Origin of the sequence: Glutamicibacter sp. NPDC087661 (genome assembly GCF_044743275.1) — a bacterium.
In the GTDB taxonomy this organism is placed as follows: Bacteria; Actinomycetota; Actinomycetes; order Actinomycetales; family Micrococcaceae; genus Glutamicibacter.
Genome location: NZ_JBIUWE010000001.1, coordinates 221,702 through 233,629 on the forward strand (window position 1 = coordinate 221,702; position 11,928 = coordinate 233,629).

Annotated in this window: 12 protein-coding genes; 10 read left to right on the forward strand and 2 right to left on the reverse strand. The window is 61.1% G+C overall.

What is annotated here, in order from left to right:
• Positions 1-15: 15 nt before the first annotated feature.
• Positions 16-2,169: a S9 family peptidase gene (locus ACIOTN_RS01045; RefSeq protein ID WP_133833592.1), complete on the reverse strand. Its 2,154-nt coding sequence runs from the start codon at positions 2,167-2,169 to the stop codon at positions 16-18.
• A 202-nt stretch (positions 2,170-2,371) separates the two neighbouring features.
• Between ACIOTN_RS01045 and ACIOTN_RS01050 the strand changes: the two genes are divergently transcribed.
• The 9 genes from ACIOTN_RS01050 (at position 2,372) to ACIOTN_RS01090 (ending at position 10,008) form a co-directional block, all read left to right on the forward strand.
• Positions 2,372-3,838 carry an amino acid ABC transporter substrate-binding protein/permease gene (locus ACIOTN_RS01050; protein ID WP_402734699.1) on the forward strand — a complete coding sequence of 489 codons (1,467 nt, stop codon included), beginning with the start codon at positions 2,372-2,374 and terminating at the stop codon, positions 3,836-3,838.
• Entirely contained in the window at positions 3,835-4,590 is a 756-nt protein-coding gene (locus tag ACIOTN_RS01055; protein WP_105656927.1) for an amino acid ABC transporter ATP-binding protein, read from the forward strand. Before ACIOTN_RS01050 ends, ACIOTN_RS01055 begins: the two co-directional genes overlap by 4 nt.
• A 195-nt stretch (positions 4,591-4,785) precedes the next feature.
• A complete protein-coding gene (locus ACIOTN_RS01060; protein WP_105656926.1) occupies positions 4,786-5,235 on the forward strand; it encodes a DoxX family protein in 450 nt (149 codons plus the stop codon).
• A gap of 141 nt (positions 5,236-5,376) precedes the next feature.
• Positions 5,377-6,363 carry a 1,2-phenylacetyl-CoA epoxidase subunit PaaA gene (gene paaA / locus ACIOTN_RS01065; RefSeq protein ID WP_105656925.1) on the forward strand — a complete coding sequence of 329 codons (987 nt, stop codon included), beginning with the start codon at positions 5,377-5,379 and terminating at the stop codon, positions 6,361-6,363.
• Position 6,364: 1 nt separating this feature from the next.
• Entirely contained in the window at positions 6,365-6,655 is a 291-nt protein-coding gene (paaB, locus tag ACIOTN_RS01070) for a 1,2-phenylacetyl-CoA epoxidase subunit PaaB (protein WP_105656924.1), read from the forward strand.
• Complete coding sequence (gene paaC, locus ACIOTN_RS01075) at positions 6,652-7,512, forward strand: 1,2-phenylacetyl-CoA epoxidase subunit PaaC (protein WP_402734700.1); 861 nt, start codon at positions 6,652-6,654, stop codon at positions 7,510-7,512. Before paaB ends, paaC begins: the two co-directional genes overlap by 4 nt.
• A gap of 37 nt (positions 7,513-7,549) precedes the next feature.
• Complete coding sequence (gene paaD, locus ACIOTN_RS01080; RefSeq protein WP_332489069.1) at positions 7,550-8,047, forward strand: 1,2-phenylacetyl-CoA epoxidase subunit PaaD; 498 nt, start codon at positions 7,550-7,552, stop codon at positions 8,045-8,047.
• Positions 8,044-9,204 carry a 1,2-phenylacetyl-CoA epoxidase subunit PaaE gene (paaE, locus tag ACIOTN_RS01085; RefSeq protein ID WP_105656922.1) on the forward strand — a complete coding sequence of 387 codons (1,161 nt, stop codon included), beginning with the start codon at positions 8,044-8,046 and terminating at the stop codon, positions 9,202-9,204. The genes paaD and paaE overlap by 4 nt, the downstream gene beginning before the upstream one ends.
• An 18-nt stretch (positions 9,205-9,222) precedes the next feature.
• The gene (locus ACIOTN_RS01090; protein ID WP_402734701.1) at positions 9,223-10,008 is read left to right on the forward strand and encodes an enoyl-CoA hydratase/isomerase family protein; all 786 of its coding nucleotides are present in this window, start codon (positions 9,223-9,225) and stop codon (positions 10,006-10,008) included.
• 76 nt (positions 10,009-10,084) lie between these two features.
• Here the strand turns inward: ACIOTN_RS01090 and ACIOTN_RS01095 are convergent, their stop codons facing one another.
• Entirely contained in the window at positions 10,085-10,537 is a 453-nt protein-coding gene (locus tag ACIOTN_RS01095; protein WP_013349765.1) for an Lrp/AsnC family transcriptional regulator, read from the reverse strand.
• Positions 10,538-10,763: 226 nt separating this feature from the next.
• On the opposite strand from ACIOTN_RS01095, the gene pdhA reads away from it, so the two are divergent.
• Entirely contained in the window at positions 10,764-11,927 is a 1,164-nt protein-coding gene (pdhA, locus tag ACIOTN_RS01100) for a pyruvate dehydrogenase (acetyl-transferring) E1 component subunit alpha (RefSeq protein ID WP_402734702.1), read from the forward strand.
• Position 11,928: the final 1 nt, after the last annotated feature.

An 11,928-nucleotide genomic window follows, 5' to 3' on the forward strand; every position in this document is an offset into this window, starting at 1 on the left:
CCGTTCCTTTGCTACTTAGATTTCGTCGGTGCATCCCAGGGCGTCCAAGGCGAAGGCGTAGTCCCACGCGCGGGCCTTCCAGGACTCGTAACGTCCCGAAGCGCCGCCGTGACCGCCATCCATTTCGGTCTTCAGCACAATCGGGGCCTGTCCGGTACCGACTTCCCGCAGCTTGGCCACCCATTTGGCTGGCTCCACATACAGTACACGGGTGTCATTGAGCGAGGTGACCGCAGCGATCTTCGGGTAATCCTGTGCTGTGACGTTTTCGTAGGGAGTGTAGGACTTCATGTAGTCGTAGACCTCCTTGCTCTCGATCGGGTTGCCCCATTCTTCCCATTCCAGTGCCGAGAGCGGAAGCTCTGGATCCAGGATGGAGGTCAAGGCATCGACGAACGGCACCTGGGCGATGATCGCGGTATACAGCTGCGGAGCCATATTCGCGACAGCGCCCATCAGCAGTCCGCCGGCCGAACCGCCCAGGGCGGCGATGCGCTGCGGATCGGCCCACCCGGAATCGAGCAGGTACTGTGTGGAATCAATGAAGTCGGTGAAGGTGTTCTTCTTGTGCAGCTTCTTGCCCTGCAGGTACCAGTTGCGGCCCAGCTCGCCGCCGCCGCGCACGTGGGCAATGACAAAGACCACTCCGCGATCCAGCACGCTCAAGCGGGGGATGCCGAAACCAGGATCCATGGAGGCCTCGTAGGAACCGTAGCCGTAGATCAGCACCGGCTGGGGAACCGAGGTATCCAGGTCGGCACGGCGCATGATGGTCAAGGGGATCTTGGCGCCATCGGCCGCGGTGGCCCACTCGCGGGTGGACAGGTACTTGGCAGGATCGAAGTTGTTCACCGGGGTCTGCTTGCGCAGCACCAGCGACTGGTTCTGGAGCCACAGGTCGTATACGCGGGCCGGGGTGAAGTCTGCGGTGTAGCCGATGCGGATCAACGGAGCATCCAGCTCGGCAAAGGTCGCCGAGGCAGTGAACAGCTCATCATCGAAATCCGGTTCAATGGCCGGCTGCTGGGCTTTGGTGCCCAATCCGTCCAAGGCGATCAGCTGCACGCGCTCGCAGGTATCTCGGCGCACCGAGAGCACCACGTGCGAACCGGTCAGCGCGGTGCCTTCGATCTTGACCGTGTCCTCGTGGGCCACCACGGTCTGCCAGTGCGCCGGGTCGGCGTTTTCGCCCAGCTGGTCCAGGGATGCCAGCGACACCATGTTGTTCGGTGCCTGGTGGTCGTGGGTGATCAAGGCCTGGCCGGCGCCCGGCATCAGGTCGATTCCGTGCAGCAGGCGCAAGGAGCGCGGCACCAGCAAGGTCACGGCAGCCGAAGGCTCGGCCAGATCCAGCATGCTGGTTTCAGCGTATTCGGAGTTGCCGCTGGAGATCATCAGGGTGTTGCGGTCCGGGCTCAGATCGAAGCCGAGCCACATGCCAGGATCATTTTCCTCGAAAATGATCTTGTCCTGCGTTGGGAGGGTCCCCAGCAGGTGAGCGCGAATCTGGTGTGGCCGCCAGGTTTCGTCAACCACCGTGTAGAAGACAGTTGAAGAATCGGGGGAGAAGGCCAGGCCGTAGAACACTCCTTCAATGGTGTCGCTCAGCAGCAGGCCGGTGTCCAGGTCCTTGATGAAAAGGGTGAATCGCTCATCGCCCGCATTATCGACACAGTAGGCAAGCAAGTTGCCTGCTTCATTCAACGCCATGCCGCCGAGCGAGAAGAACGGCTGCCCTTCGGCTAAGGCGTTGCCATCAAGCAGCACCTCTTCGGCAGGCAATGCAGTTTCCGCGTCGATGACCGGGGGAGTCCAGTCGGCAACAAGGTCCCCGGTGTCCGATGCCTTGACGCGGCACTGGATGGTGTAGGGCTTGCCTTCGGCCGAACGGGTGAAGTACCACCAGCCGCGGCGGCGCACTGGAACCGACAAGTCGGTTTCAACGGTGCGTGCCTTGATCTCGCTGAACAAGGCATCGCGCAGCGGCTGCTGGCTAGCGGTAATAGTGTCGGTGTACTCGTTTTCTGCGGTCAGATGCGCGATGACATCCGGGTTGGCTTTCTCCCGCAGCCACTCGTAGTTGTCGATGAAGTCATCGCCGTGGAAGCTGCGGGTGGTGGGCAGCTTTGCGGCACGCGGTGCATTGGCGGTCAACGATTCTGGAGTCATACCCCTATTCAATCCCACTACCGTGCTATGCGGGTGCAGCTATGCTCAGCGCGGACAGAACAGCGGTTTCAAACCGATAACGATGCAAGTGCAGGCGAGTCGCGGGGTACCGGCTAGGCTTTATAAGTCCTAGGCTTGCAGGCAGAACGTATCATCTGCAACTTGGGCCATTCGCCCTTCAGTACGAGAAAGCGATACATCAGTGGAAAAGAAAAGAACAGCTGCCCCCACAGGGCGCCTGGCCCGATGGATAGCCGCGGCTGCCATCGGTTTGATGGCCCTGGTCGTCGGGGCACCCTCGGCCGTGGCCCAAGGCAGTGAAAGCGTCGAGGGCCAGACCTACGTCATCGGCACGGATACGACTTTCGCGCCCTTCGAGTTCCGCCAGAACGGCGAACTGACCGGTATCGACATGGATCTTCTGCGCGCCATTGCCGAAGACCAGGGTTTTGAAGTCGAGATCAGGTCCCTGGGCTTCAATGCGGCTTTGGCCGCCCTTTCCTCCAACCAGGTGGATGGCGTGATCGCCGGCATGTCGATTACCGACGAGCGCAAGGAGATCTACGACTTCTCCGAGCCGTACTTCGAGTCCGGCGTGCAGATGGCTGTCGCTGCCGGCAATGACGAGATCACCGGTTACGAGGACTTGAAAGGCAAGACCGTTGTCGCCAAGACCGGCGCCGAGGGCGAAAGCTATGCAAAGTCCATCGCCGAGGAATACGGCTTCGAGGTCAAGTCCTTGGACCAGTCGGCCACCATGTACGAATCGGTCAAGGCCGGTTCTGCAGTTGCCGTCTTCGACGACTACCCGGTGCTGGCCTACGGCATTGCCCAGGGCAATGGCCTGAAGACCGTCACCGACAAGGTCCCGGGCGGTTCCTATGGCTTCGCCGTGAACAAGGGCGAGAACACCGCGCTGCTGGCAGCGTTCAACGACGGCTTGGCCGAGCTGAAGGCCAACGGCGAGTACCAGCAGATCCTGGACTCCTACCTTGCCGACCCGACCGCAGCGGCGCCAAGCAACTTCTTCGACCTGCTGGTCAAGTCCATTCCCGCATTGATGACCGGTCTGTGGCACACCCTGCTGGTGACCGCGATTTCCTTCGCCATTGCCATGGCATTGGGCCTGGTCTTCGGCTTCATGAAGATCTCCGGGAACATCGTGCTGCGCGGCATCGCCACGACCTTCGTGAACATCTTCCGCGGCACCCCGTTGCTGCTCTGGGCCTTCATGTTCTACTTCGGCCTGCCGCAGCTGACCGGCTGGGAGATCAGCGTCTGGACCGCAGGCGTGCTGACGCTGTCGCTGAACGCCGGTGCCTATGTCGCCGAAATCGTTCGCGGCGGTATCCAGTCGGTGGATCCAGGGCAACTTGAAGCATCCCGTTCGCTGGGCCTGGGCTATGGCAAGTCGATGCAGAAGGTCGTGATCCCGCAGGCTTTCAAGATGATGACCCCGTCGCTGATCAACCAGTTGATCATCAGCCTGAAGGACTCCTCGTTGCTGCTGGCTATCGGCTTCACCGAGCTGCTCTACCAGGGCCAGCAGATCTACGCGGCGAACTTCCGTGTCACTGAGACGCTGCTGATCGTGGGCATTATCTACTTCATTGCCATTATGGCGCTGACCAAATTGGCAAATTATGCCGATCGGAGGTTCAACAAGTGAGCACCGTAACCGAGCAAAGCTCCAACGTGAAGATCCAGGTCAAGGACTTGCACAAGTCCTTTGGCTCCAACAATGTCCTCAAGGGCATCGACATGGATGTCCGCGAAGGCGAGGTGGTGTGCGTGATCGGCCCTTCCGGGTCCGGCAAGTCCACCTTGCTGCGTTGCCTCAACAAGCTTGAGGACATTACCTCGGGCAAGGTGGTTGTCGATGGCTTTGATGTCACCGACCCCAAGGTGGACATCAATGAGGTGCGCCGCCATGTAGGCATGGTGTTCCAGCACTTCAACCTGTTCCCGCATATGAGCGTGGCAGAGAACATCATGCTGGCGCCGGTCGAGCTCAAGAAGATGAGCAAGGCGGAAGGCCGGGAGCGCGCACTTGAGCTGCTGGAACGCGTGGGCTTGCGCGAGAAGGCCAACGCCCGTCCGGCCTCGCTCTCTGGCGGCCAGAAGCAGCGTGTGGCCATCGCCCGCGCGCTTGCCATGGCCCCGGGCATCATGCTCTTCGACGAGGCTACCAGCGCTCTTGACCCGGAGATGGTCGGCGAAGTGCTGCAGGTTATCAAGGAGCTGGCCGACACCGGCATGACCATGGTTCTGGTGACCCACGAGATGGGCTTTGCGCGCGAAGTCGCTGACCGCGTGGTCTTCATGGCTGATGGTGTTGTCTGCGAGCAGGGTGCGCCCGAACAGCTGTTCGGCAACCCGCAGCAGGCGCGTACCCAGGACTTCTTGTCCAAGGTTCTCTGAGCCGTACCGCCAAGCCAGCGGAAAACCGTGCTGTCCACGACCAGATGAAACTGGTTGCGGGCAGCACGGTTTTTTCGTGACGAAGCTTACGGGACAAAAACCTTCATATGCTTGAAGGTTCAACTTATCCCCTTGTAGGGTTGGAGCAGTAGCCACACGGGATCTTCCCGTGCCCCAATCCCTAGGAGTTAAAATATGTCCGCTCTGGAAAACAACCCGGGTCTGCAGACCGCTGCGCGTACCCTGCTTCGCCTGGCCTTCGGCTTCCTCTTCCTGGCTCATGGCTGGCAGAAATACTTCCAGTTCACCATCGAGGGCACCACTGCGGCCTTTGGCCAGATGGGCGTTCCTGCTGCCGGTTTGATTGCTCCAGTGGCGGCAACCCTGGAGATCGCCGGCGGCGCCGCGATCATCCTTGGCCTGCTGACCCGCGTCTTCGCTGGCCTGCTGGGCCTGCAGATGATTGCCGCCCTGTTCATGGTTCATGCCTCAGGTGGCGTGTTCGTGGAAAATGGCGGCTTCGAGCTTGTCCTGGCACTGGCTGCCGGCGCGCTGGCACTGCTCTTGACGGGCCCAGGCCGCATCTCGCTTGATGCGCTGATATTCAAGGGCAAGAAGTCGGAAAAGGCGCTGGCTAACGCCTAATCCCCAGCTTCAAGGAAACCCCGGGAATTCTTTCCCGGGGTTTTGTTGTGCCTGGAGTGGGTTGGTGTTGACGTGATCGAACGCACTCTGACATACTGAACGAACGGTCAGTATGTAATTTGTTTTCGATGAGGTGAACCCATGGCCCCGACCACACCGCAGGAGCCGGGACTGAGTGCCGTCCCGAGCTACGAAGAAGAGCAGTCCCAAGCGCGTTTCGACGCCTTGATCGATCAGGACTCCCGCGTCGAGCCACGCGACTGGATGCCTGAGAAGTACCGCAAGACCCTCAGCCGCCAGATCTCCCAGCACGCGCACTCCGAAATCATCGGCATGCAGCCTGAGGCCAACTGGATCACCCGTGCTCCCTCGCTGAAGCGCAAGTCAATTCTGATGGCCAAGGTGCAGGATGAAGCCGGGCACGGGCTCTACCTCTACTCGGCTGCCGAGACCCTGGGCACCACCCGCGACGAGTACAACGAGCAGCTGCTCTCCGGCAAGGCCAAGTACTCCTCGATCTTCAACTACCCTGCACGCACTTGGGCGGATATGGGTGCTATCGGCTGGCTGGTCGATGGTGCGGCCATCGCCAACCAGGTTCCGCTGTGCCGCGCCTCCTACGGCCCCTACGGCCGTGCGATGGTGCGCGTGTGCAAGGAAGAATCCTTCCATCAGCGCCAGGGCTTCGAAATCCTGCTCTCGCTCTCCCGCGGCACCGAGGCGCAGAAGAAGATGGCCCAGGACGCCATCAACCGCTTCTACGAACCCTCGCTGATGATGTTCGGTCCGCCAGATGACCAGTCGCCGAACTCCCAGCAGTCCATGGCCTGGAAGATCAAGCGTTTCTCCAATGACGAACTGCGCCAGCGCTTCGTTGGCATGATTGCCGAGCAGGTCAAGGTCCTTGGCCTGACCCTGCCGGATCCCCAGTTGCACTTCGATGAAGAGAAGAAGCAGTGGATCCACAAGGATTTGAACTGGGATGAATTCATGGCAGTGATCAAGGGCAATGGCCCGGCCAACGCGCAGCGGCTGGAACGCCGCCGTGAAGCGCACCGCGAAGGTGCCTGGGTCCGAGAAGCCGCCGCAGCATACGCAGCAAAACAAGCACGAAGTGAGGTCGCCTAGCATGAGCCAACAGAGCAATTGGCCCCTGTGGGAAGTATTCGTCCGTTCGTCCCGAGGACTCTCGCACGTCCACGCCGGATCCCTGCATGCACCGGATCAGCAGATGGCACTGCGCAACGCCCGCGATCTGTACACCCGCCGCAATGAAGGCGTCTCGCTATGGGTCGTAAAATCCTCGGACATCATCAGCTCCGACCCCGGTGAAAAGGATTCCTTTTTCGAATCCCCGCAGGGCAAAGACTACCGCCACGCGACCTATTACAAGGCCAGTGAGGGAGTGAAGCACCTGTGAAGCACGAAGAACTCGACGAAGCGCTCGATAGCTTCGGCGACGCGCTGGCCTCGGCCACCCGCGTCACCCCGGGCAATGCCCTGCGTCCGGAGGACATCGCCGTGGACGGCGTCAAGCCAAGCGAAGAGGTTGCGCGCTACGCGCTGACCCTGGGCGACGATGCCCTGATCCTGGCGCAGCGCATGTCGCACTGGATTTCCCGCGCTCCGGAACTGGAAGAAGATGTTGCCCTGGGCAATATCGCCCTGGATATCCTGGGCCACGCCCGCTCGTTCCTGACCTACGCCGGACTGGCCTGGGACAAGACCGAAGACGAATTGGCCTACTGGCGCGAGGAAGAAGAATTCACTTCGCTGTGGATTGTCGAACAGCCTAACGGCCACTTCGGCGTGACCATCATCCGCCAGCTGATCGTTTCGATCTTCCAGAACCTGCTCTACAAGCAGCTGGCGCAGTCAAAGGACGAAACCCTGGCCGCCATCTCGGCCAAGGCAGTCAAGGAAGTCGACTACCACCGCGACCACGCCATCCAGTGGACCATCCGCCTGGGCATGGGGACCGAGGAATCAGCGTCCAAGGTGCGCCATGCCCTGGAAATCCTCTGGCCGTACGTCGATGAGATGTTCCGCGATGAGGAAGTCCACCAGGACCTTGCGGGCATCGCCGTGCTGCCCTCCACCCTGCGCGGTGCATGGGATGAAGAAATCACTGCGGTACTGGCCGACGCCGGACTGGAGATTCCTGCAACCGGACAGGCCATGGCCTACGGACGCCGCGGCGAGCATTCGGAGCACCTGGGCTACCTGCTGGCAGAGATGCAAGTTCTCGCCCGCAAGCATCCCGGTGCCAGCTGGTAACTACGCAACATTTTTGCCCGAAAAGGGGGAAGCAGTCTTGAGCAAGACGATCGCTGGCGCCAAGGACCTGTTCGCTATCGCCTCCCAGGTGACCGACCCGGAAATTCCGGTGCTATCCATCGCGGACCTGGGAATCCTGCGCGAGGTGGACATGGCCGAGGACGGAACCGTGCAGGTAGTCATCACCCCGACCTATTCAGGTTGCCCGGCGATGGATGCCATCAATGGCGACCTGTACACCGCTTTCGCAGACGCCGGATATGAAAAGGTTGACGTCAAGCTGGTACTGAGCCCGGCGTGGTCAACGGACTGGATGACCGCGGAAGGCAAGGCCAAGCTCGAAGAGTACGGGATTGCCCCACCGACCGGCCAGGGCCACGCAGGCCGCGTCACCCTGGGCATGAGCGTGAAATGCCCGCGGTGCCACTCGCTGAACACCCGGGAGTTGGCCCGCTTCGCCTCGACTTCCTGCAAGGCGCTCTACACCTGCAAAGACTGCTTGGAACCCTTCGACTACTTCAAGGTGCTCTCATGACCGAAAAAACCACTCCCACCCGACGCCGGGCATCCTTCCATCGGCTCACCGTCTCGAACGTGCGCCGGTTGACCAAGGACTCAATTGAAGTCAGCTTCGCCATCCCTGGCGACTTGAGCGAGGAATACGACTACGTCGCAGGCCAGTACGTGGCGTTGCGCAAGGAAATCCCCAACGCCGAAGGCGAGCTGGTCGAACTGCGCCGTTCGTACTCGATCTGCGCCGCCCCGACGGGCGACGAGATCAAGGTGGCGATCAAGCGCGACCTGGGCGGCCTGTTCTCCACCTGGGCCAACGAGTCCCTGGCCGCAGGGGACCAGATCGATGTGATGAGCCCTGCCGGCGCTTTCATCTCCAAGCACAAGCTCACCCAGATCAATAACCCGTCGACCATCGACACCAAAGCGCAGGACCGTTTCGTGGCCGTCGCCGCCGGCTCGGGCATTACCCCGGTGCTGGCCATTGCCCGCACGATCCTCGAAGCCAATGAGCACACCCGCTTCGACCTGATCTACGCGAACAAGGCCGCCATGGACGTCATGTTCCTGGAGGAACTGGCCGACCTGAAGGACCGCTACACATCCCGGCTGGCACTGCACCACGTGCTCAGCCGCGAACAGCGCATTTCGCCGTTGCTTTCGGGCCGCATCGACGCCGAGAAGCTCACCACGCTGCTGACCAGCGTGGTCCAGGCACCGAATGTTGACGAGTGGTTCCTTTGCGGCCCATTCGAGCTCGTCCAGTTGGTCCGCGACCAGCTGGCCAGCTTGGACGTTCCCGCCGAGAAGGTCCGTTTCGAGCTATTCACCACCGGCGAGCCGACGAAGCCGCAAGGGCATATCGGCCGTCCCGTGGTGGCGGACGAGAATGAGGAAAGCTACGAGATCAGCTTCAACCTCGACGGCCTGAAGGGCGAGGTCAAGTCGCCGGTGCGGGCCAACGAAACCGTGCTGAACGCTGCCTTGCGCGTGCGTCCGGATGTGCCGTTCGCTTGCGCTGGCGGCGTGTGCGGCACCTGCCGTGCCAAGGTCACCTGCGGTACGGTCACCATGGCCGAGAACTACGCGCTGGAACCCGACGAAGTCGAAGCCGGCTACGTACTGACCTGCCAGTCGCACCCAACCAGCGAAAAGCTGAGCGTCGACTTCGACGCCTAGAAAGGCCAGGACGAATCCATGATCGAACTGACGATTGAAGATTCCATCGCGCGGGTGGTGCTCAACGCTCCGCAGAAGATGAACTCGCTGGATGAAGCTGCGTTGGCGCAGCTCTCGGAAGCCTATGACAAAGCGGCCGTCGCCGTGGCTGCGGGCACCGTGCGCGCGCTGGTACTGACCGGCGAGGGACGCGGATTCTGCGCAGGTCGCGACATCTCCGGGGTAGATCCCGCGGACGATGACGTGATCGGCTATCTTGACGGCAAGGTCCAGCCGCTGCTGGAAAAGATGTCCAGCTTCCCTGCGCCAACCTTCGCGCTGGTGCAGGGGGCCTGCCTGGGCGTGGGATTGGGGCTGGCGATCGCTACCGACGTAGTCTACGTCGCGGAAAACGCCAAGATCGGCTCGCCGTTCGCGAACCTCGGTGCCACCTTGGACTCGGGCGGGCACTGGCTGTTCACCGAGCGTCTCGGGGCACACCGCACGCTGGATCTGATCTACACCGCCGAACTGATCTCCGGTGCTGAAGCGGTGCGTTCGGGATTGTTCTCGCGTGCGTTCGCGCCCGGGGAACTGGTGGAGCGCAGCGAAGAAATCATTGCCAAGGTAGCCCAGGGTGCAACTCAGGCATTCATCGCTTCCAAGCAGCTGGTCAAGGAAATCCGTGACCAGCGTGCGGGGCTGTGGGAATCGATGCGTACCGAGAACCGGGCGCAGGCAGCCCTGTGCGACACCGCTGACTACGCCGAAGGTTTCAAGTCCTTCCAGGAGAAGCGCAAGCCGGTGTTCACCGGCCAGAAGTAGTTTCGCAGCAGACACGAGAAGAGCACCTGGAAATGGTATCCAGGTGCTCTTCTCGTGTCTTCTGGTGAACTGCTGCCTATCGAGTGTCGGTGTCTTCGAAGATCAGCAGGGTCTGCGTATCCAGGACCGTTGGCAAAGACTGCAATTGCTCGAAGACCACGCGGCGCAGATCCAGATTGTCCTTGGCTCGCACCAGCAGGATCACATCGAAATTGCCTCCGACCAGGCCCACATGATGCACCTCGGGAATGGACGCCAAGTGATCGCGCAGTTCGCGCCAGGAATGCTGGCGGAGTTTCAAGGTCACGTAGGCGCTGGCCTTGAGCCCTGCCTTCACCGGATCAATCACCGCCGTATAACGAGTGATCACCCCGGCATCTTGGAGCTTTGCGATACGGGAATAGGCGTGGGCACGCGATACATGCACCTTTTGTGCCACGGTGGTGACCGACTGGCGCCCGTCGCTGGTTAGCTCAGCGAGGATCGCATGGTCGACATCATCGAGTTTTAACTCCGCTTCCGCGGCCATTGGTACTCCTTGTTGACGTGTCGGACGTCTCTGTTCCAAACACAATCTATCGAAACTTTTCGTCTACGAGTATAAGGATACCAATCACAACTTTCCACGATTCCACGCCGGACTGGATACAGAATGCCACGCATACCCATAATTGATTGCAAATGATGTTTAGGTGAAGTGAGTCACAAGCAGTTGTGCTCATGGACCGAGCCAGAACCACGAAAGGTGGGAGAACATGAGCACTGAAGCGCATGCAGATCGCATCTCTGATGTCAGCAAGAAATTCGGGATTACCCCCGAAGACTACATGCTGCCAGCACGCCACATGATCAACCTGTTGAACCCGGACGGAACCCTGCGCCCAGAGGACCAGCAGGGTACTGAACCTGGCCACGAGTACCCGCTGCCAAGCCCGGCCCGGCTGCTGGAAGCCTATGCGGCCCTGGTCACCGGCCGCCGCGTCAACGACCAGAACTCCGCACTGGTCCGCCAGGGCCGCATGGCTGTCTACCCCTCCAGCCACGGGCAGGAAGCCTGCCAAATCGCAGCAGCCCTGTGCCTGGGCGAGAACGACTGGCTTTTCCCAACCTACCGCGACACGGTAGCGGTGCTGACCAAGGGCGTAGCCCCGATGGAAGTCATGACCAGCTTCCGCGGCGAATGGCACTGCGGCTATGACCCGAAGGCGTATAACTGCGCACCGATGTCCACCCCGCTCACGACCCAGCTGCTGCACGCAGTGGGTGTCGCCCACGCTGCCAAGCTGCGCGGCGAAGACACCGTAGTGGTGGCCATGTGCGGCGATGGCGCCACCAGCGAGGGCGACTTCCACGAAGCGCTGAACTTCGCCGCGGTCTTCAACCTTCCGGTGATCTTCTTCGTGCAGAACAACAAGTACGCCATCTCGGTTCCGCTCTCGCAGCAAAGTGCCGCCCCGTCCCTGGCCCACAAGGCTGTTGGCTACGGCATGGCCGGCGAGCGCGTGGATGGCAACGACCTGATGGCCTTGATGGCCATCATGACCCGTGCGGTGCGCATGGCCCGCGAAGGCCACGGCCCGCTGCTGATCGAGGCCCACACCTACCGCATGCAGGCGCACACCAACGCAGATGACGACAAGCGCTACCGCGAGGACTCCGAGGTCCAGGAATGGATCGCCAAGGATCCGGTGACCCGCATGAAGGCGTACCTGGACGATGCCGGGCTCTTGACCGATAGCACCGTCGCCAAGATCACCGCAGACGCCGAGTCGGTCGCCAAGACCTTGCGTGATGGCATGAACCAGGAAGCCAACACCGATCCACGTGAGCTGTTCGAGCACGTGTACTCGGCCAAGACCCCGCAGCTGGCTGAACAGCAATCCATGCTCGTCGACGAACTAGACCGTGAGGAGGCCTAGG

What these genes read in the sequence shown, in the direction of transcription:
- ACIOTN_RS01045 (WP_133833592.1), bottom strand. Translation starts at nt 2,169, where the DNA reads ATGACTCCAGAATCGTTGACCGCCAATGCACCGCGTGCCGCAAAGCTG.
- ACIOTN_RS01060 (WP_105656926.1), top strand. Translation starts at nt 4,786, where the DNA reads ATGTCCGCTCTGGAAAACAACCCGGGTCTGCAGACCGCTGCGCGTACC.
- paaA (WP_105656925.1), top strand. Translation starts at nt 5,377, where the DNA reads ATGGCCCCGACCACACCGCAGGAGCCGGGACTGAGTGCCGTCCCGAGC.
- paaB (WP_105656924.1), top strand. Translation starts at nt 6,365, where the DNA reads ATGAGCCAACAGAGCAATTGGCCCCTGTGGGAAGTATTCGTCCGTTCG.
- paaE (WP_105656922.1), top strand. Translation starts at nt 8,044, where the DNA reads ATGACCGAAAAAACCACTCCCACCCGACGCCGGGCATCCTTCCATCGG.
- ACIOTN_RS01090 (WP_402734701.1), top strand. Translation starts at nt 9,223, where the DNA reads ATGATCGAACTGACGATTGAAGATTCCATCGCGCGGGTGGTGCTCAAC.
- ACIOTN_RS01095 (WP_013349765.1), bottom strand. Translation starts at nt 10,537, where the DNA reads ATGGCCGCGGAAGCGGAGTTAAAACTCGATGATGTCGACCATGCGATC.
- pdhA (WP_402734702.1), top strand. Translation starts at nt 10,764, where the DNA reads ATGAGCACTGAAGCGCATGCAGATCGCATCTCTGATGTCAGCAAGAAA.